Annotated in this window: 24 protein-coding genes; 15 read left to right on the forward strand and 9 right to left on the reverse strand. The window is 36.0% G+C overall.

Features of this window, described 5'->3' with window-relative positions; translation table 11 throughout:
* Window positions 1-13 precede the first annotated feature (13 nt).
* The 6 genes from I5818_RS02775 to I5818_RS02800 all read left to right on the forward strand — a co-directional run bounded on the left by I5818_RS02775 (window position 14) and on the right by I5818_RS02800 (window position 4,051).
* Window positions 14-259, forward strand: coding sequence for a hypothetical protein (locus I5818_RS02775; RefSeq protein ID WP_078109118.1), 246 nt, complete (start codon window positions 14-16; stop codon window positions 257-259).
* A gap of 112 nt (window positions 260-371) precedes the next feature.
* The gene (locus tag I5818_RS02780) at window positions 372-1,148 is read left to right on the forward strand and encodes an SDR family oxidoreductase (RefSeq protein WP_078109117.1); all 777 of its coding nucleotides are present in this window, start codon (window positions 372-374) and stop codon (window positions 1,146-1,148) included.
* 478 nt (window positions 1,149-1,626) lie between these two features.
* Entirely contained in the window at window positions 1,627-1,893 is a 267-nt protein-coding gene (locus tag I5818_RS02785; RefSeq protein WP_209391849.1) for a hypothetical protein, read from the forward strand.
* A 143-nt stretch (window positions 1,894-2,036) separates the two neighbouring features.
* Window positions 2,037-3,164, forward strand: coding sequence for a DNA polymerase III subunit beta (gene dnaN, locus I5818_RS02790; RefSeq protein WP_078109115.1), 1,128 nt, complete (start codon window positions 2,037-2,039; stop codon window positions 3,162-3,164).
* A 206-nt stretch (window positions 3,165-3,370) separates the two neighbouring features.
* A complete protein-coding gene (locus I5818_RS02795) occupies window positions 3,371-3,751 on the forward strand; it encodes a VOC family protein (protein ID WP_078109114.1) in 381 nt (126 codons plus the stop codon).
* Between the two features lie 135 nt (window positions 3,752-3,886).
* Entirely contained in the window at window positions 3,887-4,051 is a 165-nt protein-coding gene (locus I5818_RS02800; protein ID WP_169846851.1) for a glycine zipper domain-containing protein, read from the forward strand.
* Between the two features lie 94 nt (window positions 4,052-4,145).
* Here I5818_RS02800 and I5818_RS02805 read toward each other — a convergent pair whose 3' ends face one another.
* Both I5818_RS02805 and I5818_RS02810 read right to left on the reverse strand, forming a co-directional pair.
* Window positions 4,146-5,579: a GntP family permease gene (locus I5818_RS02805; protein ID WP_078109113.1), complete on the reverse strand. Its 1,434-nt coding sequence runs from the start codon at window positions 5,577-5,579 to the stop codon at window positions 4,146-4,148.
* A gap of 55 nt (window positions 5,580-5,634) precedes the next feature.
* Window positions 5,635-6,774 carry a glycerate kinase gene (locus tag I5818_RS02810; protein WP_078109112.1) on the reverse strand — a complete coding sequence of 380 codons (1,140 nt, stop codon included), beginning with the start codon at window positions 6,772-6,774 and terminating at the stop codon, window positions 5,635-5,637.
* A gap of 343 nt (window positions 6,775-7,117) precedes the next feature.
* Here I5818_RS02810 and I5818_RS02815 point away from each other — a divergent pair, with 343 nt between their 5' ends.
* The gene (locus I5818_RS02815) at window positions 7,118-8,215 is read left to right on the forward strand and encodes a CdaR family transcriptional regulator (protein ID WP_078109111.1); all 1,098 of its coding nucleotides are present in this window, start codon (window positions 7,118-7,120) and stop codon (window positions 8,213-8,215) included.
* Between the two features lie 24 nt (window positions 8,216-8,239).
* The gene (gene fosM, locus I5818_RS02820; RefSeq protein ID WP_078109110.1) at window positions 8,240-8,662 is read left to right on the forward strand and encodes a FosM family fosfomycin resistance protein; all 423 of its coding nucleotides are present in this window, start codon (window positions 8,240-8,242) and stop codon (window positions 8,660-8,662) included.
* Between the two features lie 115 nt (window positions 8,663-8,777).
* Here fosM and I5818_RS02825 read toward each other — a convergent pair whose 3' ends face one another.
* The 5 genes from I5818_RS02825 to I5818_RS02845 all read right to left on the reverse strand — a co-directional run bounded on the left by I5818_RS02825 (window position 8,778) and on the right by I5818_RS02845 (window position 15,656).
* Complete coding sequence (locus I5818_RS02825; RefSeq protein ID WP_078109109.1) at window positions 8,778-9,440, reverse strand: suppressor of fused domain protein; 663 nt, start codon at window positions 9,438-9,440, stop codon at window positions 8,778-8,780.
* A gap of 62 nt (window positions 9,441-9,502) precedes the next feature.
* Window positions 9,503-10,681 (reverse strand): RtcB family protein, encoded by a 1,179-nt coding sequence (locus I5818_RS02830; RefSeq protein ID WP_078109108.1) that lies wholly within the window; start codon window positions 10,679-10,681, stop codon window positions 9,503-9,505.
* A 118-nt stretch (window positions 10,682-10,799) separates the two neighbouring features.
* The gene (locus I5818_RS02835) at window positions 10,800-12,140 is read right to left on the reverse strand and encodes a DUF4026 domain-containing protein (protein ID WP_071975406.1); all 1,341 of its coding nucleotides are present in this window, start codon (window positions 12,138-12,140) and stop codon (window positions 10,800-10,802) included.
* A 31-nt stretch (window positions 12,141-12,171) separates the two neighbouring features.
* Entirely contained in the window at window positions 12,172-13,161 is a 990-nt protein-coding gene (locus I5818_RS02840) for a hypothetical protein (RefSeq protein ID WP_078109107.1), read from the reverse strand.
* A 698-nt stretch (window positions 13,162-13,859) separates the two neighbouring features.
* Complete coding sequence (locus I5818_RS02845; RefSeq protein WP_078109106.1) at window positions 13,860-15,656, reverse strand: HSP90 family protein; 1,797 nt, start codon at window positions 15,654-15,656, stop codon at window positions 13,860-13,862.
* A gap of 296 nt (window positions 15,657-15,952) precedes the next feature.
* Between I5818_RS02845 and I5818_RS02850 the strand changes: the two genes are divergently transcribed.
* The 3 genes from I5818_RS02850 (at window position 15,953) to I5818_RS26485 (ending at window position 18,955) form a co-directional block, all read left to right on the forward strand.
* A complete protein-coding gene (locus I5818_RS02850; RefSeq protein ID WP_078109105.1) occupies window positions 15,953-16,936 on the forward strand; it encodes a DUF3231 family protein in 984 nt (327 codons plus the stop codon).
* Window positions 16,937-16,966: 30 nt separating this feature from the next.
* Entirely contained in the window at window positions 16,967-17,920 is a 954-nt protein-coding gene (gene uvsE / locus I5818_RS02855; protein ID WP_078109104.1) for a UV DNA damage repair endonuclease UvsE, read from the forward strand.
* Between the two features lie 969 nt (window positions 17,921-18,889).
* Window positions 18,890-18,955: a topoisomerase DNA-binding C4 zinc finger domain-containing protein gene (locus I5818_RS26485; protein WP_235849516.1), complete on the forward strand. Its 66-nt coding sequence runs from the start codon at window positions 18,890-18,892 to the stop codon at window positions 18,953-18,955.
* Window positions 18,956-19,259: 304 nt separating this feature from the next.
* On the opposite strand, the gene splB is transcribed toward I5818_RS26485, so the two are convergent.
* Window positions 19,260-20,288, reverse strand: coding sequence for a spore photoproduct lyase (splB, locus tag I5818_RS02865; protein WP_071975412.1), 1,029 nt, complete (start codon window positions 20,286-20,288; stop codon window positions 19,260-19,262).
* Window positions 20,281-20,544: a transcriptional regulator SplA domain-containing protein gene (locus I5818_RS02870; protein WP_078109103.1), complete on the reverse strand. Its 264-nt coding sequence runs from the start codon at window positions 20,542-20,544 to the stop codon at window positions 20,281-20,283. The genes splB and I5818_RS02870 overlap by 8 nt, the downstream gene beginning before the upstream one ends.
* A 167-nt stretch (window positions 20,545-20,711) precedes the next feature.
* Here I5818_RS02870 and I5818_RS02875 point away from each other — a divergent pair, with 167 nt between their 5' ends.
* From I5818_RS02875 to uvsE (I5818_RS02890), 4 genes are all read left to right on the forward strand, one after another.
* Window positions 20,712-20,861: a hypothetical protein gene (locus I5818_RS02875; RefSeq protein ID WP_161809536.1), complete on the forward strand. Its 150-nt coding sequence runs from the start codon at window positions 20,712-20,714 to the stop codon at window positions 20,859-20,861.
* A gap of 107 nt (window positions 20,862-20,968) precedes the next feature.
* Complete coding sequence (locus I5818_RS02880; protein ID WP_078109102.1) at window positions 20,969-21,394, forward strand: DUF2383 domain-containing protein; 426 nt, start codon at window positions 20,969-20,971, stop codon at window positions 21,392-21,394.
* Window positions 21,395-21,440: 46 nt separating this feature from the next.
* Window positions 21,441-21,755, forward strand: coding sequence for a transposase (locus I5818_RS02885; RefSeq protein ID WP_078109101.1), 315 nt, complete (start codon window positions 21,441-21,443; stop codon window positions 21,753-21,755).
* Window positions 21,756-21,780: 25 nt separating this feature from the next.
* Entirely contained in the window at window positions 21,781-22,746 is a 966-nt protein-coding gene (gene uvsE / locus I5818_RS02890) for a UV DNA damage repair endonuclease UvsE (protein ID WP_078109100.1), read from the forward strand.
* Window positions 22,747-22,930: the final 184 nt, after the last annotated feature.

A 22,930-nucleotide genomic window follows, 5' to 3' on the forward strand; every position in this document is an offset into this window, starting at 1 on the left:
GGGGATGGATTCATTGAGAAAAGATGTACAAATATTAGGCTATATCTTGTTTCTAGCTGGTGTTTTCTTATTTGGAATAATGCACCTTGCGTTTGCGATTTATGTACCACATCTAACTGGATGGGGTTCCCCGCCCGGTAAGCTTGCAACAATACTTGATCAGATTAATGGTTTAGCCCCATATTTTCTTGGAATCTCATTTATGATCATTGGCGGAATCATTATTTTATTTAACTTATTTAAACAATACTTTCTCTAAATTTATTTAACTAATCCGTTTTCTATTTAGACATCATTTAACATAAAAAAAACAAATTGTTACAGAGGATAATAAACAGATACAAGGATTAACAAGGGGGTAGGGGAATAAAATGGATCAATTACATGGAAAAATCGCTATCGTTACCGGAGCTAGTCGAAGGGAAGGAATTGGTGCGGCTATTTGTTTAGAACTTGCCAAAAGTGGAGCAGATATATTTTTTACCCACCTCCGTCCATATGATCAAAAGATGGATTATTATATTCCGGAAATAGATTTCCCTAAAGAACTAGAACGGCAAATAAAAGAAATGGGCAGACGAGTGGGTTCTATGGAATTAGATATAAGTAAGCCAGAAGCTCCTTCCATCCTTTTAAATGAGGTTGAAGCTCAACTTGGGCTCCCCGCTATTTTAGTAAATAACGCCACCTATAGTGTGGATGTTGATTATCGAACGATGACAGCTGAGATGCTTGACCTGCATTATGCAGTGAATGTTCGCGGTACTTGTATGCTTACGGTTGAATTTGCAAAAAGAATCGAGGGCAAACAGAGTGGAAGTGTAATCAACCTTATCTCTGGTCAAGATAAAGCACCTGAGCCTGGAAATTTAGCATATGTAGCAACGAAAGGAGCAATCTCTGCCTTCACCTTATCGATTGCCCCTGATTTAGCCAAGCGGTTTATTACAGTGAATGCAGTGGACCCAGGTCCAACAGATACGGGATGGATGAATCCGGAGCTTAAGGAGTATCTATTACCGAAGTTTCCTATGGGGAGAATTGGACAACCTGAAGATGCTGCACGCTTAATTGCTTTTCTTGCGAGTGATAACGCTAGATGGATTACAGGCCAAATTATTCATTCCGATGGAGGCTTCTGGGATTAGTTAGAGGTTAATTGAATCACCTTAACAGAGATTAATTTACATACTATAAATGTTTCTACATTAACTTCATGTTCTTTTTGAATTAGTTGTTTATTTTGTACTTTTATAGAGGAATAGATTTTTAAACTCTTAAAGGTTTATCGATTAAGTTACTGTCGCAGCATTTGAATAGATGACTAATCTAAAAGGATCTTTATTAAAGTTGCCGAACGGGCTATTTTTTTAAAATGTTTCAATCAAAGTAGAGATGATTTAATAATATGATTAAGCCTGATCATATTGTCTTAGTAAGAGAAATGGTGATGCATGGAGTTTGTTTCCTTCAACCGAATTAAATTAATTATAATATGAGCACTAGGAAAACATCATCTAAGAGGATATTCTTATTTAAAAATTTTTAAAGGTGGAGATTCATATAAATATTGTTATGGTTGATGTAAATGTTACGATGAGTAATCATCAGTTAAGTGAGCGTGAAATGAAGATACTAGAAGTATTATTACTTAATTTGTCTGCTCAAACAAACGCTCAAATAACTAAAGAGGGCATGGCGCTAAATCCTCTTGAGAAAAAGAGGAAGGATGAAATTTTTCATTATCAATTGGCTTGGCAATCTTCTATATTGCCTGAGCAGTATCAACAAATACAAGAGGGCTTGAGTAGACGTTTTACAAATGCGATTAAAATGTGCGGATTGTCAGATATAGATATAAAATTTAAAGAACATTCTTATTCAAATAGATAATTATTTTTTATGATAATGAAGATTTGCTCTACAATGGGGTAAATCTTTTTTTATGGCTGTATAGACAAATATCTAACAGGGATTTTATCGAATCATGCCGAATTGTTAGATGAATACTATTCAAAATTGAGAGGACTATCAAAATGGAGTTTATCATCAATAAAGAGAGTTTAAATCAAGCCATAGTCGATGTAAGTAAAGCGGTCTCCTCAAAAACACCGTTTCCTATTTTGACAGGAATAAAGATGAGTGTAGATGAAAATGGAGTAATCTTAATCGGTAGTAATTCAGATATTATTATTGAAAAGTATATCCCATTAATGCGTGATGGTAAGCAAATGATCCAGGTTCAAAGTGAAGGAAGTGTGGTCGTCCCCGCAAAGTTTTTGAGCGAGATCGTTAAAAAAATGCCAGATGATCTGCATATTAAGGTGAATCATAAAAATGTTGTAACCATTCAATCGCGTGAAATAATAACGAATATTAATGGATTAAATTCAGAGGAGTATCCAAATCTACCAGTATTCAATGGTGAAGGACATATAAGAATGGTAGGGAGTAAATTGTTCGATACAATCAAACGAACTGCCTTTGCAGCTTCACAAAATGAGATGAAACCGATTCTAACAGGTGTGAATATGTCTTTCTCTCCTAATAAACTAGTTTGTGCAGCGACCAATTCTCATCGCTTAGCATTATGTGAACAGCCAATCGAATCTAATCTTCAATGCTCAGTTGTCATCCCAAGATTTAGCTTGAATGAGTTAATTAAGCTTTCCGAATTTGAATCGAGTGTCATAGATCTGTATATTACCGACAATTATTTCATTGTAAAATCTGAAGCTACTACTCTCTATTCACGACTAATCGAGGGGGCATATCCTCATATAGCTGGTCTTATACCGAAAGATGGTAAAACAAAAATTATATTAAATACAAACCAATTCCTACAAGGTATTGACCGCGCTTGTCTATTCGCCAATGAATGGAGAAATAATAATGTCCATTTAAGTATCGAAGGGGAGAAGTTGAAAATTTCTTCGAATGCTTCTGAAATAGGAAAGATCGAAGAGACACAAGCGATAATATCAATGGATGGTTTAAATGAACTAAGTATTTCATTAGATGGACGATTCCTAATGGATGCTTTAAAGGCAATAAGTGATGAGGAAATCAAAATAAGCTTTGGAGGAACGATGAAACCAATTTTAATTGAACCTGTCGGGAATTCCGCTCAGCTTCATTTAATTTCACCGGTGAGGTCTTATTAGATCAATGATGATTAAAGCTTTTTATAATAGTGAAAATGGTTCATATAAAATCCAGTATTTATTTTAAACAAAGGAAATATGGAAGTATAATAAGGGAATGTAATGTTTAGTACTACATTAAAAAAAATCAGATAGTGTTTAACCATTGCTTTGTATGTGAAAAATAGGAATAAAAATTCGGAGATAGAGGAAATGGGGAGAAGCAAATGATTAATCAAGTCGGTCAAATCATGTTATATGTAAATAATCAAGAGGAAACAGTTAAATTTTGGACAGAGAAGTTAGGATTTGTCATTGTTTCTGAGCAAGATAATGGTCAAGGAATGAAATGGTTTGAGCTCGCACCAACTAAAGAGGCAGAAACAAGTATTATTCTTCATAATAAGGAAGTCATTGCAAAGATGGAGCCAGAATTGAATCTGGGTACACCTTCGTTAATGTTTTTCTCCAATGATGTGGATCAATTATATAAGGAGCTTAAAGATAAACAGATTACTGTAGGGGAAATGGTTCATCTACCTACGGGCAAAGTATTTAACTTTGCTGATAATGAAAATAATTACTTTGCGGTAATGGAGAAAAAGTGAATAATGAATAGAGAGGGAAAGGGGCGATAAACCGCCTCTTTTTTTGTATTTCACACATACGAAAGTTGAAACCATTTTGATCGTCCATCCGTATGAAGTAATATCCTATCATTTTTCATCAAGGGAGTTTTTCAATTGACGAAAGATAACAAGAAGAAACAAAATCATTCCTTTAGTTATGGTATAGCAATAGGTCTTTCACTTGGAGTAGTTTTTGGATTACTTTTCGATCAACTTGCTTTAGGTCTGGGAATTGGTATTGCCTTAGGTGCAGCATTTGGAACCACTCAAAAGAAATAAACGCTGTTTGTTTGTTCCTCTTGTAGCAGCCCAACTACGCATTTGCTCCGATTAAAGGATTCTACAGGTTCTTATGGCATAGTAAAATATAACTTTACTTAAATGTTTGAGATAAGAGCCAAAATAAAACACCTGGATAACCAAGTGTTTTGAACGATTTAAACTTGTTGTATATTAATGAATAGACGAGAATCATCCATAGAATCATCGTAAAAATAATGGTGACTACTCCTTGTAATAACGTTGCTATCGTTTGTGCTTTATAAGCATCTGTTACCTTCATTCCACTGAATTGTGTCACCACCCAGAAGAAGCTATCATTGACATGACTGACAGTCATTGCACCAGCTCCAACAGCCATGACAACTAATGCAAGTGGTATTGCACCGTCAATTCCCATTAATGGCAGCATAGGCGCAATTAATGAAGAGGTAATGACTAAAGCTGCTGTGGAAGAACCTTGAGCCGTTTTTAAGGCAGCTGCAATAAGGAATGGAATGAGTAAGAACCATACTCCTCCGAAAGTATTAGCGAGATCCCAGCCTTGAATCACATCGGCAATCCCAGTATTTTTGATGACTGTTCCAAAGGCGCCGCCAGCACCAGTTATTAAAAGAATAGGAGCAGCATCATATAATCCTTCACCAACCCATTTGGTTAAGGTTTCTTCAGTATAGTTTGGCAATAAAGTAAAGGCTGCAATTACACCTGCTAATAAGGCAATGACAGGCTGCCCCAAGAATATAAAGAAAGCTGCAATATTTCCATTACCACCAACGACCGTGATGATAGAACCAATTCCGATTAAAATAATTGGTAAGATGATCGGTAAAAAGGCTTGGAAGGTGGATGGCATTTTACCAAATGATTCTACAATTTTATCATAATCGTATTCTAGTTCATTTCGATCATCTTCAACTTCAATTTTACTTGCCACTTTTTTTGCCCAAAAGTAGCCAACAATTGTTGCAGGAATAGAGACAATTAGTCCAATAAGGATGATTGTACCTAAAAATCCATCGGCACCGATATTGCCTGCTGCTGCAATTGGACCAGGAGTAGGTGGAACAAGTGTATGTGTCGCATATAATCCGGTGGCAAGTGCTACAGACATGGAGGCAACAGCGACTTTAGCTCGTTTTGCTAATGCTTTTCTTAGACTCGATAAAATAACAAATCCAGAATCACAAAATACAGGTATCGAAACAATGTATCCAATTAAACTCATAGCAAGCTGTGGTCTTTTGGGACCGACAATTCGGAGAATGACCTCTGCCATACGTAAGGCAGCACCTGATTTTTCTAAAATCGTACCGATGATGGTTCCGAATACAATCACAAGACCAATACTAGTCATTAATCCACCGAAACCACCGTTAATATTTTCTACAATTTTTGTTAACGGCATACCAGAGGCAAATCCAACGAAAAGCGTTCCGAGTAAAAGGGATAAGAACGGGTGAAGCTTGAACTTAGTTGTTGCTAAAACAATTAATAATACCCCAATAATTAATACTAAAAATAACATGATATTCAGCTCCTTTAATATTTTGTTATCTGATCGCCTAAATTTGTGAATCTACTTAGCTGTTTAGTGTGGCAGTGTAAGTTCTTATCACTTGTTCAGCGGTTGCTGCTAATAATTCATTTGCTTTCTCTATGGCTTCCTCCAATGATATAGGGGAGTTTACAATACTATGCACACTTGTTATTCCGTAAGGATATAATCGTTCAATTCCCCCACCAATTGATCCAGCAAGGGCAAAAACAGGTATGCCATGTTTTTTCGCAATTTGTGCGACGCCCATAGGTGTTTTACCGGATGCAGTTTGGGCATCAATTTGTCCCTCACCAGTAAATACACATTGTGCTCCAGTTAATTTCCTTTCCAATTCTGTATACTCAATGACGATATCAATTCCTCTTTTAGTAATGGAAGGAAAGAAGGCTTGAAAGGCTCCACCAATGCCGCCTGCAGCACCTGCTCCTGGCTTATCATGTAAACGAGTCCCAGTTGTCTTCTCTACTAAATCTGCCCAGATTGATAGATGGTGATCTAAAAATGTGATCATTTCAGGTGTTGCGCCCTTTTGTGGGCCAAAAATGTGGCTGGCACCATTCCTTCCTATAAGAGGATTCTGTACGTCGGAGGCAATAATAAAATCACAAGTCGAAATTCGTGAATCAAATTCCTCCATATCAATGGCAACGATTTGTGATAACTCGGCCCCACCATAGCCGACTGGCTTTCTATTTGAATCTAGCAATTTTACTCCTAATGCTTGAAGCATCCCAATCCCACCATCATTGGTAGCGCTTCCACCAATTGCGAGAATAAATTTTCTACATCCATCATCCAGCGCTTTTTTGATGAGTTCACCCGTGCCGTATGAAGTAGTTAGAAGTGGATTCCTTTGTTGAGGATGAATTAGACAGAGTCCAGAGGCACTTGCCATTTCAATTACACATGTTTGTTGATCTCCAAGAATGCCATAAGAAGCTTGAACCTTGTCTAATAATGGCCCTGTCACAGTTACATCCACTTTACGTCCATTTGTAGCAGCTACTAAGCTATCCATCGTGCCTTCTCCACCGTCTGCAACGGGAACAACTAAGGTTTCCGCACTAGGAAGCGCTTTCTTAATTCCGCGATTTATTGCAGAGGCTGCCTCAAAGGCTGATAAACTACCTTTAAAGGAATCAGGTGCGATTACAATTTTCATTAAAAATTACCACCTTACTAAATTACTTTTAAAAATATTATAATCTTGCAATAATCGTTATACATCGTACAAAATGTATGAAATTTTATGTGATTTTAGAATATTTTTTGTTTATACTATACAAAAAAAGAATAAATCCATCTTTGATAAAAGGGCATCGTATCGATAAATAGAACGAAGTGAGCCAATGAAGCGTCATTTTTTCTTTATGCCCTTTTTCAAACATAGGGCGAGAAGAGAGCTGAAAATCCTTCTTACCCTTTATTAGGAGGGCTGAAAGGTGGCTTTATACTAAATAACAAACTATACGAAACAGGCCTATATGTAAAAAGGGAGGATAAAATTGTTAACACAGGGGATAGCGACAGAAATCGTAAAACAAACCACGTTAAGACTGCGCCGAAATATAAATATTATGGATGAAAGAGGAACGATTATAGCTTCAAGTGATCCTACAAGGGTGAATAAGGCCCACTTCGGAGCAATGGAAGTTTTACGATCGGGCAAGCCATTATATATATATGAACAGGACCCTCATAAGTGGGAGGGTTCACTACCTGGGATCAATCTTCCAATTGTGTTTCAAGAGAAAATCATCGGAGTCATAGGAATTACCGGACATCCGGATGAAATAGCTGAGTTCAGCGAATTAGTAAAGATGATAACAGAAATGATGATACAGCAGTCATTCATAACCGAACAACTTGAATGGAAGCAGAGACTGAAGGAGCTGGTTTTTGAAGAGTTAATGAAGGAGTCAATAGATAAAGAATCCATTCAGCAAAGACTTCATTTGATTGGAGTAAAGTTGGAATCACCCTATCAGGTCGCAACCATCGAAATTGGGTCAAGTCAATATAATCGAAGGGAATTGATTCAACTTTTAGAAGGAATTTTTCATTCTCAACATGCCATGATCGGCTTCTTAAGTGCAAATCGTTTATTTCTATTAACCTCTGCACTACCTGAAAAAAAGGTGAAAGAAAAATTGTTAACGATTATTCAACGGCTAACGTCTAAAGGAACACAAATTAGAATTGGAATTGGATCTGTGGTGGAAATGGATACTTATATTCGTCATTCCTTTAGCGAAGCTATGTCAGCTCTTGCTTTGGGAAGTGAGACTCAAAGTTTGATTACTTACACCGAAATTGAAGCAATGGTTCTTTTAGATCGACTGGATAAATGGACAATTAGGCAGTTCTGTGACAGAATATTAGGAAATTTATCGGAAAAATTAATAGAAACACTGGAACATTTCTTTGCCAATCATTTAAATTTAAGTGAGACAGCAAAAAGTTTATATATTCATCGAAATTCACTAATCTATCGAATGAAGAAGATTAAAGAGGTTACAGGATATGATCCACAAAAATTTAATCATGCAACAACCCTGCAAATGGCGATTTGGATTTTACATATGCAGAAGAAAGGGTCATAAATTTACTAGATATTGGAGGCTACCATGAAAGTACAAGGCATCAACCATCTATTATTTTCTGTTTCAAATTTAGAAGCATCCATAGCATTTTATGAAAAAATTTTTGATGCGAGAATTCTAGTGAAGGGGAGGAGTTTAGCTTATTTTGATTTAAATGGGATATGGTTAGCTCTTAATGAAGAAAAGGATATTCCGCGTAACGAAATCCATCAATCCTACACACATCTTGCATTTTCAATAGAAGAGGAGGATTTTGATAAGATGCTGGAAAAGCTAAAGTCCTTGCAGGTGAATCTTCTTCCGGGGCGTCCAAGAGATGTGAAGGACAAAAAATCTATTTATTTCACTGATCCAGATGGTCACAAATTTGAGTTTCATACGGGAACACTACAAGATCGTTTGAAATATTATCGGCAGGAAAAGGGGCATATGGAGTTTTTTGAATAGGAAAGGGCTATTAGTTAGCCCCTTATTATCCTTAGAAGCTTTAGCGGGAAACCTATATATTAAAACTTGGAAATTATATTTATATATCTCGATTGCAAAAAAATACGAGCAAGTCCTACTCTAAATATTCCTTTCCTCTTTTCATATCTGTTATTAATTCTGGATTATCCTTTTGCATTTTGCGCACAAATGCTTCGCGTTCCTCTAAACTTTTTCCTTTGATGGCTTGAAGTTCATTTTCTGTTATACCTACTACCTGCATGAAATCCAATCTCCCATGGACAGTTTGTTTTCCGTGAATCTCGGTATCCGGAACAATAATTAATGCAGTGATTTTTGATGGGTATCCAATACGAATCGATTCACCATTTCCAGCGACATAGTCAAAGGGATTAAACCAGGCTTTTGATTGATTAGTATACCTAGCTAAATTGGAAAGCATATCTATTGCCCACATACATTCTTCATTGTCTTCTTCAGGTAATTTTATCGTTAGCTCATAACCCCATTTGCTATATTCTCCACCGAAGGCTTCCTCATTCCCGTAAAGCTCACTTAAACCAAAGGTAACAATATGTTTATATCCTTTATCAGATGTATAGATACTATAGCCATCGATATATTCATCCCCACCAAAGATTGCTCGAGCTACCATATTCGTTCCATAATGTGCTGGCTCTTGTGTCCCATACACTTCTGAAAAAGAAGCATCGATTGCATCCCAGCCGGGAGAGAAATCATCTTCTTCCATTTGCTGTTTATATTCTTCTAGGTTCATACTATTTCTCCTTTTCAACTTGATAGGGGGATGTCAATTTTCGACAATCCCCCTAATGAATGTCACCCTTTAAAATTATAAAGTGGGCGAATGATTTCTTTAATTTCAACTGAATCGTGGATATCTTTTTCGATTTCCTTTGCTGGTTTATACGCTTGTGGTGCCTCATCCAATGTTTTCTTTGATACCGATGTGGTCCACACATTTTTCATCGCCTTTTGATAGCTCTCAAGACTAATTTGTGCCTTCGCTTTTGAGCGGCTTAATATCCTGCCTGCTCCATGTGGAGCGGAATAGTTCCAATCAGGATGTCCTTTTCCTGTTGCAAGAATACTTCCATCACGCATGTTTAATGGAATAATAAGTGGCTCTCCCATTTGGGCGGAGGTTGCCCCTTTACGTAGCATAAGATGATCGATATCAATGTAATTATGAACACAATCAAATGAATCAATGACATCTTTATGCCATTTCATTCCCTTTAGAATGGTTTCTGCCATCTGGGCACGGTTTGATTGGGCAAAAGCTTGCGCAATTTTCATATCATGCAAGTAGTTCTGTAAGTCTTGTGCCTCTAAATAGGATAATTCATAGGGCAATTTCTTATCGTTGCGAATTTTCTCCAGCCTATTTGCTTCGTCAATATGGCCCTTTTGATGTGCAGCCTTCATTTCTTCCTTTAAATGTTTACGAAGTGCGGATAATTTTTCATAAGCCACTTCCTGATGATACTCGGCAATCTCTTTGCCAAGAGATCGACTGCCACTATGGATGACTAAGTAGATTGCATCTTTTCCTTCATTTATTTCAATAAAATGGTTTCCGCCACCAAGTGTGCCGAGACTACGAGATGCCCAGCCGCGATGTATAGGTGCGATAATTTCATTTAAATCAAAGTCAGCGACAGGTTTATCGTGAGTGCCATGCCCACTTGGGATCCGGCTACGAATGAGTTTGTCTAGTTTTTCAAAATCAAGTTTAATCCGACCTTTTTTAATTTTTACTACAAACAGACCACAGCCGATATCAACCCCAACAAGGCTTGGAACAATTTTATCCTGTATCGTCATTGTTGTTCCAATCACACAGCCTTTTCCTGAATGGGTATCTGGCATAATGCGAATGGTACTGTCCTTTGCGAATTCTTGATTACATAAGGTAATGATTTGACCAATTGTGGCATCATCTAATAAATCGGTATAGCAAATAGCTTCATTATATTTTCCTTTAAGTGTTAACATATAATCATTTCTCCTTTTTTCTTAAGTGCGAGAAATGATGTATTTCTCGCTTTTACGTATGCGCAGTTCTCTCTATTGTCATTGTCATTGGAATCCCTCCTTAAAAAAGTAAAGTGTTTTAGCCTAAAAATTGATACAAGTTTGTTGGGTTAATTACATCCTCACCAGCGTAAATTACCCAATCTGTTAAATGGTCAAAATTAAGTTCATAAAGATTTCCTTCCTGCATGTCATCGATAAAATAGGGTTGATTAATGAGTATTCCTTTAATCGTTGGTTCTGCTATTTCCTGCATGTCAAACCACATATGTTCTTGCTCTTCCTCTGAGTAAGGGATGCCAAACTTCCCAAGGAATCGAAAGTTCTCATTTTCTTTTTCTATATTGAAAATTTGGTTAAAGTAACCAAAGCTTTGCTTAGCGTTAAAGGAAATACGTGCAGTCTCACTATTGGTTTTGTAATACATTAATTCCTGGTTATCAGCATACTCTTTGAAGAAACATTCCATATATCCTGTTTCTTCCTTATATTCGAAGAGGAGACAGGACGGCTGTTGATGGATTTCATCACGATCCTTCATCCCACCGATAAACTCATAGCTCGCATCCATCGGCTGTAAGCGAATTTCACCAGTTTCGATATCAGTTAAATCAAATGACAATGTTTGTTTTCCGACATAAGATAAGCCTTCCTCCCATGGAACAGCAATTACTTGGATATAGCCGGATTGACTTTGGCCAACTAATACAGGCTCATTGATTGGAACATTTCCATTTTCAATGGCATTATTAACAAAGGTACTAAATAGATCAGGGATTCCATAATATGAAGAGAGTCGATTTGGAATAATTAACTCTACATCAGTTAAACCAGCTCTACTTAAACCATGTGTATGGAACCAGAATTGGGAAGGCTCTTGTTCCTCACCGCCTTCATAGATAGAGTGGATAACGTATAAATCCTGTACGTCTGGTAAGATAGTATTTTCAATATGGTATTGAATATAGCTTCGTGAAATCACTTTTGATGCTGCACTTAAATCTAAAGCAAATAACATGTCTGGTGCTATTCTCCAAAGAAAATCTAATTGGTAGTAGAACCCACTCAGTACATCTCCGTTAAATAATGTTCGAACAAACAGCTCTGAACCACTATATGCTTGCTTAAATGCCTCTTCAGTAGTTGTTTGATCCTGGCGATAATATTGTTCATATTGAACATCTTCTGGAGTAGGCTGAACATGAATTTCGTAAGGTGTCACAGAATCATCTGATTTTATTTCTATTAATATACTAGTTTCGTCCTCATTAAGGATGGAAACTTCATCATAAATTTCAAATAACCTAGCTTTTACCACTTCTATAGATAATACATCGGGAACAACCGCGATGAGATCAGAAAAGCTACGTTCTAATGTTCCTTCCCTTGCTGCTCGATAAGCATTAGTTTGTACTTGCATTTGTTTCTCCTCATTTCCTTGTAAGTTTCGTTTATATAGTTAATAGCTTAATTTCATCTAAGCGATTTTTATAAAAATCAGTACCATTACGAGAGTCAAGTTGTTCAGTATAATTCTCTGTTTGCTTCAACCACTCAACATTATTTTGTGCTAAGAAAATAGGGTAGGCAGATTGTAAGAATAGTATTTTTCCAATTGTAGTATCCACCTTTTGAATGTACTCAAAGTTTTCATTAAAAACAGTCGCTGCCTCATCATTTCGATTGGTTTTTAATAAATATAAAATATAATTTCCAATCTCTTCAGCGAACTCTCCATTTTCTTTGACCATTTTGTATCCCTTTTTGTAGCACTTTTCTGCTGCCTCATTTTTATCCATAGTATGTAAGGCTAAAGCCATATAACTAAATGTAACATGAGGGACCTCTGCACAAGTTAGTGATTGCATGAGAAGGGGCTGTGCAACCTGATAGGCCTTTTCTAAATCTCCTGCAAACAAATGATACTCCACTTCTGCATTTACTTCGCAAGCACGACAGTCAGACATCCAATCAGCAGGTGTTTCTTTCCATTTATCAAAAAATTGTTTGGCTGTCTCTAGATCACCCATTTTCATCGCACTATAAAGACGTTCGCGATAATAAGGTTTTAAAGAATAATTTCGTGCTTTAAACTTCTCCTTCATATCTGTTAACAGAGCATCAATTTGTGTTTTTGAAATCTCGGGAAAATCGACTACATGCTCCGCAATCCATTTATAGCACCAGAATAATTGATGTTCATCCACAGAGGATTCATCTTCCTCATATTTTTGCATTAACCAGCTAAATGCTTGTAATACCTTTTTGGGATAACCAGAATAATTGCATGTTTCAATCAACTCGAAACGAGCTTCGATTCCAGTCTCTATATCATTATGGCTATCCGCTTCCCGAATGACACGCTCTAGTATGGGAATTCTAGCCAAATCGTTATCTTCCATCATTAAAGTTTCTTCAAATAATTCGATATAATCTTCCATTGTATTCACCTCAATTATTTTTTTAGGCAGTGTTCGTATAGTTTATTGCTTTAGTCAATGCGTAACCTGCAAGTTTTACACCCAATAAAGGATTCGGAACGGGCTTATGGCGTTTTCCGCTATTTTCTCGTGAAATGAAAGGAGGCACCTAGATGGGGCGGTGTTTTCTTCCTTCATGCTATGTAAACAGGTACTTTGGTTACCGAGACCGTGAAAAATCGACCTAGAGGGTAACGAACCCTATGCAAAGGTTACCGAATCCATGAAAAATCCACCTATGGGGTAACGGACCCTGTGCAAAGGTTACCGAATCTATGGGAAAACCACCTAAAGGGTAACGAACCCAGCGCAAAGGTTACCGAGTCGTCGAAAAATCCACCAAGAGGGTAACCGAACCGACGCAAAGGTTACCGAATCTATGAGAAATCCACCTAAAGGGTAACGAACCCAGCGCAAAGGTTACCGAATCCATGAGAACTCCACCCATAGGGTAACGAAACTCGTGCAAAGGTTACCGAGTTGGCGAAAAATCCACCAACAGAGTAACCAAACCCACGCAAAGGTTCCCGAGTCCCCAAGAAACCACCTTCCCGGTATTTAAACTCTCTCTCTGCAAAACTTCAAATGCTTCTACGGCAATATCAAGGAAAAGCCAGCAATAGGGTTATTACAAAGGCAATAAGTAAAGTTCGGAAATATTAAACAAGTTTCAATAAGTACAATAAATTTTGATTCATCATCTCTAATTCATTATTTTTTAAAGGATAATGCCCTAATAGTAAAGCCTGTATATAAAGAATTTGTACAATTACACATAGCTGTTCAGCTGTTTTATCTGATGTTAAGATGTTTTGAATTAATACATTATTCCAATTTAAATAGAGAATAGGTCTTGCAGGCTCCTGAGGCTGCAATGACATTAATAAATCACTAAACAAGGAATTGGATGATTCTGCAATACGTTCTAATTCACGATCCTCTTGTGATTGATGGGAGTGAATAAAGAGAGTTGGTAAATGATTAGGTTCAAAACGTCGAAGTTCAACATTTACTTTAAAATCATTCATTTTTTGATTGATTTCGTTAATGATTTGAACAAAGAGCTCTTCTTCTTCAGAATTTAATTTTTTTAACGTATCTGTCATTTCTAAGGGGTCAATTAAGCGAAGTTGATGATTAGATAATAGTAGGGAAAGTTTGTTTAAAATATAAATATCGTATGTGTAGCCACCATTAATTAAGTTCATTTGCTTCGCTCTTGCAATATCCTGGATTTGACGAAAGGCATCAACAGTGTCTGTATAATAGACCGTTTCATCGGTTTTTAAGATTGTCTGCAGTGATTGTTCACCATTTAATGTTCTCATTGGTAGATAAGGATATATAAATGATAAAAAGTCATCATCCTGACTAGCTAGTGCTTTAAATCCTAAGTAATGAATATGCATTAATTTACTTAAAGTAACATCGGGAAGGTCAATTATATTTTTCTTGATTGCTATTCCGAGACTCTCTCTCACCTGTTCTAATGCATCGTTTTGATAGAAATCTTCACGGGAGGCAATAGGACTAAGCTCATCTGTCCATAAAATACAATGAATGAATAATGCCCAATCGGGTAATAAATGCTGGCTTTCTTTTGTCACGAACATCCGATTTAGAAAGACTGCATTTGATTTCTTGGCATTCATGTGGATTGTATGGGGAACAATATAAGCAATACCATATGTCCGACCTGTTTTATTCTCAATAAAAAAATAATCTTGATAATCCATACCTAATATCTCTGAACCAAAAGCTAAGATGTCAGTACTAGACATTTGATGCAGGAGACTTTTATTAGCAAATTGATGGCTCCAGCGATTGATTTCTTCTTCGAAGCCATTATATGCAAGAATAATGTTAGGCTCTAAACAAGCCCCGTATTTTTTTAACGTTTGGCGCAAGGTGCTAATTTCAAAACAATCACCTGGTAAATTGAGCTTTTCTTTTCTACGTATATAGACCTTTGTTCCTGGAGTAAAAGTCTTTCCTTCCAGCTTGCGAATTTCATAGGTTCCATCCGCTTTTCCGCGCCATTCTATCGTTTCGTTATTTTTTGCTGAGGTAGAAACCATGACTATTTCATCACTGACGATAAAACAAGACAATAAGCCTATTCCAAAACGGCCGATGAAATCAGAATTGGTATCTCCGAATGTTTTTTCACCTTTTGATGAATTAGCGATTGTTGCTAAAAATTGATGAACCTCTTCTTCTGTTAATCCAATCCCATTATCTTCAAAAATAATGGTAGGAGGTGAATCACCACTTTCTGTAAGTGATACATGAATATAAGGTTTAAAATCTTCATGATAATTACGTCTTGCGGTTAATGCATCGTTCGCATTTTGCAGTAGTTCACGGATATATACATCTTTTTCGTTATATAGATGGTTAGATAAAATATCTATCATTCCCGTTAAATGAACTTGAAATCGTTGAGTATCATTCATGAATGTATTCCTTTCTAAAAATATGAACTGATTTTATGCCTATATTATTGGTTGATTCTACCATTCTATAATATTTATCATATGGCAAAAATAAGGTGATTACAACGGATTATGGAAATGACGATACTTTTTACCTATATGGATATTTATTGATGAGAGATGTGTATAGAATTGCATAATTCCAATATCAGACAGACATACTATTTATCAATATGATTGGTGTAAGGTTGTATAGGTCTAATTGAGTATATATAGGTAATATAGCCCTGGATCAATATCAGGAGGAAATAGATGTAATGTCAAATCATATTAAAATGAGCTCAACCGAACTTGGGTCCCTTTGGACAACATACCATAAAAAGACAATGATTCTACGGATATTAGAGTACTTTATTGAGAAATCAGATGATCAAAGAGCAAAGGAACTGATGTCAGGTTTGTGGGAAGGGCTTCATCCGAAGGTCATCGAAATTAAAACGTTGCTTGAAAATGAAGGTGCAGCCGTGCCAATTGGATTTACAAATGGAGATGTAAATCTTAGTGCACCTACATTATTTGAAAATGGCTTTGATATTATGTTTTGCCGAATATTAAAAGAGATTAGTATGGGGATGTATGTACTACATATGACGATATCCTATCGTGAGGACATCGTTCAATTTTATAAGCAACTAACGGACTTAACACAGACCTATTACAATCTGTTTACACAATATCTACTTGAAAGGGATCTTCTCCCGAGACCAACCTATACAATGATGCCTAAAACTGTTGACTATATAGCAGATACACAATACATGAAGGGAACAAATATTTTTGGTCAAAAAAGACAAATTAATGCAGTCGAATTTGGTTTGATCTATCATTCGTATGAGACGAATGATTTGGGAGCAAAATTAATGAGGGGTTTCGCTCAATGTTCCAAAGATGATGAAGTGAAAAAATATTTTACTAAAGGAAAAGCAATTTCGAGTGAAATCATAAAGGAATTATCAAATATTATGAATCAAAATAATATTAATCCCCCTGTGACCTCAGGTGGAACACTGACAAGTTCAACAGACGCTCCCTTTTCCGAAAAGCTGATGTTATTTTGTACGTATTTACTAAGTGGTTTTAGTCTTGGAGGGCAAGGATTTAGTGTCGGGTTTAATTTACGAAATGACTTAATTGTGAAGACCACTGTATTTGGTAAAGATATATATGAATATAGTCTGGAAGGGGCAAGACTGATGATGGAGAAGGGATGGCTTGAAGAACCTCCAAAAATGGAAGTGTAACTTGTCGTGTTTGTGTAAGGGGCGAAGAGTATGAGGATTCGATTTGGATATGTCGCCAACGCAATGGGGCTGTGGAATGCTAGTCCTTCAAGCACGGTCACCTTTACTAGATATTCTAGTTTACCTAAGGATAGCAGGCTGGAGAAGCTCCACTTGACTACTGCACGAAATCTCTACAATACAAAACGAATTCTTCATTATAATATTGGCAATGAAATTGAACTTTATCGATTCTCAAGCTCTCTCGTTCCATTAGCAACGCATCCAGAAGTCATGTGGGATTTTATTACCCCGTTTAAGAGAGAATGGGAGGACCTAGGGCACTTGGTGAATCAATTCAATTTACGTCCTAGTTTTCATCCCAATCAATTTACCCTTTTCACAAGTCCAAAACAAGAAGTGACACAAAATGCTCTAAAGGATATGGAATACCATTTTTCTATGCTTCAAGCGATGAATGCATTAGAGAGAGGATTAATTAATATTCATATAGGTGGGGCATATGGCGATAAAAAGGCTACTTTAAAAAGGTTCCATCAAAATTTGAAATTAGTACCTCAGAAAATTAAAGAAGTGATGACATTAGAAAATGATGACAAAACATATAATGTTGAAGAAACACTTCTGGCTTGTGAAAAAGAGGGGATACCAATGATTCTCGATTACCATCATTATATGGCTAATAAGGATGGGGTTGAGTTAATTCATTATTTACCACGCATATTTAAAACCTGGGAAACTCGGCAAATGGTTCCAAAGGTTCACCTTTCATCTCCGAAGTCTGAGAAAGATTATCGTTCACATGCTAATTTTGTTTCCGCAGATTTTGTCCTTCCTTTCTTTAAGTTGGCAAAGGAAATAGATCGCGACTTTGATGTCATGATTGAGGCAAAGCAAAAAGATTTATCTATGTTTAGACTTATTGAGGATCTAACTTCTATTAGAGGGGTAAAAAGGATTACAAGCTCTGTAGTAGAGTGGTGAGCCCTTCCCTTGAATATTGTTCAGCAATATCAAGGTTGAAAAGCCCTCTTAGCTTACAACATAAGTTGCAAAAGCTGTACCAAAGTTATAGGAAAATCTAAGTGAGGCTTTGGGTAAATATACAAGTGTTAAAGCTGTAATTGGTGGCAATGACTATAATTCAGAGAGTTGGGGTACTGCTCAGTATTATGGTGCATTTAACAGTAGTGTTTTAGCGTGGGACAATACAAAAGGAAAAGCTTACATGATTGTTACTCATGATAGAAATGTAAATATTCCTAACTTAAAACTCATATGACACAAATGGGATTTGATCCAGTAAATTCAATTGTATTAGATGGTTCTTGTTCAAGTAAAATGCGTGTTCCGGTTAATGGTGTTGTGAAATATTATGGTTGTGGCACTCAAAATCGTTATATTGGAAATATGATTCATGTCTATGGAAGTGACTTTTTTGGTTAATTAATGAAGGATATAGTTGAGAATTTATATACTTTTATCTATGATTGTTATTGTAAACCAGACCTGTAAGGTACTGGTTTACAATAACTCAATGAGGTAACATAAATGAAAAAAAGTTATAAAGCAAAGATACTACTATTACCGATAATAGTGGCATTAGTTACTATGTTAAGTATTCAATTCATTGAGAGAGATTCCGAATCGGAGTTAATACATTTAACAATGTTTGAGAATTTAATGATATTTGTAATGACTTTTTTTGCAATCTATCTATTTACTATTATTATTGTAGTACCTATTGATTTTTTTATATCCAAAAAGTTGGAAAATAAAATAATAACATTTATTTTATTTAATATAATAGGTTTAGTTTTAATAGGTTGCATTAATATTTGGGTATTTAAAAGTTTAGAAATGAAGTCTCTATATCTAATTTTCCCATTGTTTTCGATTTTATCATTACTCCAATTTGATTCTAATATGAAAAGGAATATATAACAAAAAGAGATTTGGTCTTTTTACGGCTGTTCTAACTACCCTGATTGCAAATTTACTTTATCTGATAATTTTTAGAAAGAAGAAGCTTACAAAAACCAATATAAAAGACTTGTTGGAAGGAAAAGAAACACTGGTTAAAAACATCAAGAAAGCCGATAAAAAACCTACAACGCCATTGTAAAGATTAATGAAAAAGGATTTATCGACTTTTTTTCTTTTGCAAAATGACAATCTAAAGGCTTCCTTAAAGCAGCTCATCATTTATTTTGGCTTTTTTCTCAATGTACAATTTAGTTAAACGAATAAAATCAGTTTGAGGATCGTCAACCCTCTTCAAAAAGAATAAGGTTTTACAAAGCAAAATCTATATGAACATAGCCTAAGTAAAATATTCTATCTTTGCTTCAGGAAAGTAGCGATGAATGTATCCACCCAATGTATCTTTTATATCCTCTTGCTCTTCGCTTGTGTATACATATTTCCCAATCCCATATCTTCCCCATTTCCATTTCCGCTTTGATTCATCCAATTCAAGCTTAGTCATCGGATAGTTTTCTTGGATGACTCGTTTGGCGGGCTTTGTAAAGCGATGCTGAATCATCTCGAAGGTCAAATCTTTTTTTGCAATAGCGGGAAGGGTTGCCTCTAGCTTTTCGAACATTTCATGATAACCGGATTTCCAACCATCATGTAAGTAAATAGGGGCGACGATAAACCCTAATGGGTATCCAGCCTCAGCAACCTTGGCAGCTGCTTCAATTCTTTCATGAAGTCTGGACGTTCCTGGTTCAAAATATTTAATGATGTAATCGTCATTTACACTAAATCGAAAGCGGGTTTTTCCGTTATGTTTGGCATCAAGCAGGTGATCCACATGTGCAAATTTAGTAACAAAACGAAGTTTCCCGTATTCTGATTGCCCGAAAAATTCAATCGCTCTTTTTAATGAATGGGTAAGATGATCTAACCCTACAATATCTGATGTACAGGATGCTTCGAATCTAGTGATCTCTGGAGCTCTTTCCTTCATATATTCTTCTGCTGCATCGAAGATTTCATCTACATTTACATAGGTTCGAATATAGGGCTTGCTTCCCATCGTTGTTTGCAGATAACAATAATGACAATGCCCCATACACCCAGTTGCAAGCGGAATTGCATATTCTGCTGAAGGCTTTGAAGTATCGAACTTCAATGTTTTTCTTAGTCCAATAACAAGTGTGGACTTGGCCATGCGATATTTTTGAAAGTGATTTTCGCCAGGCAAATTCCTTATTTGATTATGTGATGTTGTTTGCCGAATTTCGATTCCCATCGATTCAAATTTAGACACGAGTTCTCTTCCAAGCGAATATTCTAAAGCTTGTGGCTCAACATAAACGAGCTGAGGAACGAAGGGTTTAACCATAATGGCCATCCAATTCATCCTCGGAAAAACCAAAGGCTTCTTGATAGGCTTGTTCTGCCTCACTCTCTGATGGAAATACAGCAAACTCATCGGTTAATGGATAGTATGTTTCGTGTAAAAACAGTGCCAGCTGGTTGGGGCTTTCCGGATTTTGTACCACTGCAGCTTGTTGTACATTCGCAACATCTTGAGCATGAGGGTTACGAATAATGACATAAACAACTTCTCCAGGCTTATATGCTTGATTATTGTCCATTTTTTCACCTAACTTCTTTTAGAGTCACTGTCAGTATGCCTATAGAAGAGGAAATTATGTAATTATTTTTGCAGAATTTTGAATGGGAAAAAGTGAATCTAGCTCAATAAATAAAAGGATAATTTTTAGTTAGCTGCAGATGATATCAAGTAATGGAGGTGTTTTTTATGAGAAATAATCATAAACAAAAGCAAACCAAAATGAATAGCTCTGAGGGAGCAGGTTCTTTATATAATAAGCAGCATGCAGGAAACTTACCTGATTATGGTGGGAATATTGTAGACCCGAATGCAAAAGGGAATATATCTAAAGACTAGGAATGTCAATATGGTGTGATAAGGAGGTGTCTAAAAAATTAAGGGTTAGCCCCCTGATAGACACCTCACTTTTCGTTTGATCCTTATGTAAATGGAGGAATTATGAAATGAAAAATCAGCAGACTGTAAAAACTCTCAATAATTTTTTAAAAGGTCAATTTATGGGGATTCATGCTTATGAACAATATATCCAGAAAATAACCGATCAAGAAACAAAACAAAAGTTCCAAAGAATTCAACAAGAACTGAAAGATGATGCAGCAAAAGTGGCCGAAAGAATTCAAAACCTTGGCGGAACTCCGGTTCATGACGAAGGATTAGTGGGCTCTATACAGGGTTCTATACATAACTTAATGATTCCAGATCAATTAGATGGAATTGTAGAAGATGCTATTAAAGGAGAAAATATGGGAATTCATAAAACTGAAGAATTGATTCATGATGAATTAGATGAAGAAAGCTTGCGATTAATTAAAGAACTTTTAAATAAAGATAGGGAGCATATTCAGATGTTACAACATCTAAATCTATAAGATTTGTTAGAGGAGTTCTTGTTAGAAGGAGAGGCATGAAGAGAATATGTCGTTTTTCATTGGTATTGCTAGTGTGATTGTTCCAATCATTATGTACATACTGCAACATTACTGGAGAATGCTTCGTCTACTATTTAATAGTATAGCGTTATTATCTTTCCTTATATTTGGAAATATTGCTGCTTATTCAATCTTAAAAGTAATCAAAGACAAAACCGTTTTTATGACTACTATCCATTCCGTATTTCTAAATGTTTATTTCTTACTTACAGGTGCATATATTGGGGTTTATATTCTATACCAAGTATTGTTCCTCATCTTGAAGGAGCGAAGTAAAAGTAAGAGATTGTCTCCTAAATAAAAGAGCAAGTATATGAGGTGATAGAATGATGATTGTCCGTCTAGGTTATGTAGCAATGAGTATGGAATTAAAAAATGCTTCCCCATCAAAGACGATGACGTATGCACAATTTCAACGTATCCCTGATCGTGAAGCCGCCCTCCGAAAACTGGAACGTATCGCAAGCAAAAATTTAGAAAATACACTTAGGCTATTAAAGCATAATGCCGCATCTGACATTCATTTTTATCGACTAACCTCCCGATTGATTCCTTTGGCTAATCACGAGGAGCTTCTAGACTGGGATTACATAAAGCCTTTGAAAGGTTTACTGAAGAAAGTAGGGGAATACGCTAAATCCCATCAGATGAGGATAGATTTTCATCCGGATCATTTTGTCATACTTAATTCTCCGAAAAAAGAAATTCTAAAGAACTCCATTCAAACATTAAAACTTCATTATTTACTATTAAAAGGAATGGGAATCAATCCAACCCATCGCTGTGTGATGCATGTAGGGGGGAATTACAAGGAGAAAGAGAAATCCCTTGAAAGATTTATTGAGAATTGGATGACGGTTCCTTTGCCTATACAAAAAATGATCATGCTTGAAAATGATGATACATCTTTTACTGTAGAGGATACTTTATATTTATGTGAAAAGTTGGGCATTCCCCTTGTTTTTGATTATCACCATCATCTAGCCCTTCATCAACATGAACAATGGGAGGAGAGTTGGGAAAGGATTATACAAACATGGAAGGATTCACCGCTACCCATTAAAATGCATATTTCGAGCCCTAAAAGTGAAAAATCCTTTAGGCATCATGCTGATTACGTTGATATTGATATGTTCTTTCGTTTTTTAAATCAAATCAAAGGGAGCGTTTCACATATTGATTGTATGATTGAGGCGAAAAAGAAGGATGCTGCTCTATTTAAATTAATGAATGAAGTGAAAAATAGAGGAGGGGTAAAGATTATCGATGGCTCTTCATTTCAATTATTATAGTCACCGGGAATAAAACTTGTGTTTAAAGTAGTTGGCAAAAGGGATGAAATTCAGTGGATTGTTTTTTAATAAAATGCATGTTCTATATTTCATTCCTTTTTATTGATTTTGTTTCTTGAGCCAAGGAATGCTTGGAAATGATATGAATGATGTACTCACTCAAACAAACGTAAACATATTTTGC

The sequence above is a fragment of the Heyndrickxia oleronia genome, assembly GCF_017809215.1.
Classification (GTDB): Bacteria; Bacillota; Bacilli; order Bacillales; family Bacillaceae_C; genus Heyndrickxia; species Heyndrickxia oleronia.

What these genes read in the sequence shown, in the direction of transcription:
- I5818_RS02850 (WP_078109105.1), top strand. Translation starts at nt 15,953, where the DNA reads ATGTCAAATCATATTAAAATGAGCTCAACCGAACTTGGGTCCCTTTGG.
- fosM (WP_078109110.1), top strand. Translation starts at nt 8,240, where the DNA reads ATGAAAGTACAAGGCATCAACCATCTATTATTTTCTGTTTCAAATTTA.
- I5818_RS02830 (WP_078109108.1), bottom strand. Translation starts at nt 10,681, where the DNA reads ATGTTAACACTTAAAGGAAAATATAATGAAGCTATTTGCTATACCGAT.
- I5818_RS02810 (WP_078109112.1), bottom strand. Translation starts at nt 6,774, where the DNA reads ATGAAAATTGTAATCGCACCTGATTCCTTTAAAGGTAGTTTATCAGCC.
- uvsE (WP_078109104.1), top strand. Translation starts at nt 16,967, where the DNA reads ATGAGGATTCGATTTGGATATGTCGCCAACGCAATGGGGCTGTGGAAT.
- splB (WP_071975412.1), bottom strand. Translation starts at nt 20,288, where the DNA reads ATGGTTAAACCCTTCGTTCCTCAGCTCGTTTATGTTGAGCCACAAGCT.
- I5818_RS02780 (WP_078109117.1), top strand. Translation starts at nt 372, where the DNA reads ATGGATCAATTACATGGAAAAATCGCTATCGTTACCGGAGCTAGTCGA.
- I5818_RS02840 (WP_078109107.1), bottom strand. Translation starts at nt 13,161, where the DNA reads ATGGAAGATTATATCGAATTATTTGAAGAAACTTTAATGATGGAAGAT.
- I5818_RS02825 (WP_078109109.1), bottom strand. Translation starts at nt 9,440, where the DNA reads ATGAACCTAGAAGAATATAAACAGCAAATGGAAGAAGATGATTTCTCT.
- dnaN (WP_078109115.1), top strand. Translation starts at nt 2,037, where the DNA reads ATGGAGTTTATCATCAATAAAGAGAGTTTAAATCAAGCCATAGTCGAT.
- I5818_RS02875 (WP_161809536.1), top strand. Translation starts at nt 20,712, where the DNA reads ATGAGAAATAATCATAAACAAAAGCAAACCAAAATGAATAGCTCTGAG.
- I5818_RS02885 (WP_078109101.1), top strand. Translation starts at nt 21,441, where the DNA reads ATGTCGTTTTTCATTGGTATTGCTAGTGTGATTGTTCCAATCATTATG.
- I5818_RS02785 (WP_209391849.1), top strand. Translation starts at nt 1,627, where the DNA reads ATGAAGATACTAGAAGTATTATTACTTAATTTGTCTGCTCAAACAAAC.
- I5818_RS02795 (WP_078109114.1), top strand. Translation starts at nt 3,371, where the DNA reads ATGATTAATCAAGTCGGTCAAATCATGTTATATGTAAATAATCAAGAG.
- I5818_RS02845 (WP_078109106.1), bottom strand. Translation starts at nt 15,656, where the DNA reads ATGAATGATACTCAACGATTTCAAGTTCATTTAACGGGAATGATAGAT.
- I5818_RS02835 (WP_071975406.1), bottom strand. Translation starts at nt 12,140, where the DNA reads ATGCAAGTACAAACTAATGCTTATCGAGCAGCAAGGGAAGGAACATTA.
- uvsE (WP_078109100.1), top strand. Translation starts at nt 21,781, where the DNA reads ATGATGATTGTCCGTCTAGGTTATGTAGCAATGAGTATGGAATTAAAA.
- I5818_RS02805 (WP_078109113.1), bottom strand. Translation starts at nt 5,579, where the DNA reads ATGTTATTTTTAGTATTAATTATTGGGGTATTATTAATTGTTTTAGCA.
- I5818_RS02880 (WP_078109102.1), top strand. Translation starts at nt 20,969, where the DNA reads ATGAAAAATCAGCAGACTGTAAAAACTCTCAATAATTTTTTAAAAGGT.
- I5818_RS02870 (WP_078109103.1), bottom strand. Translation starts at nt 20,544, where the DNA reads ATGGACAATAATCAAGCATATAAGCCTGGAGAAGTTGTTTATGTCATT.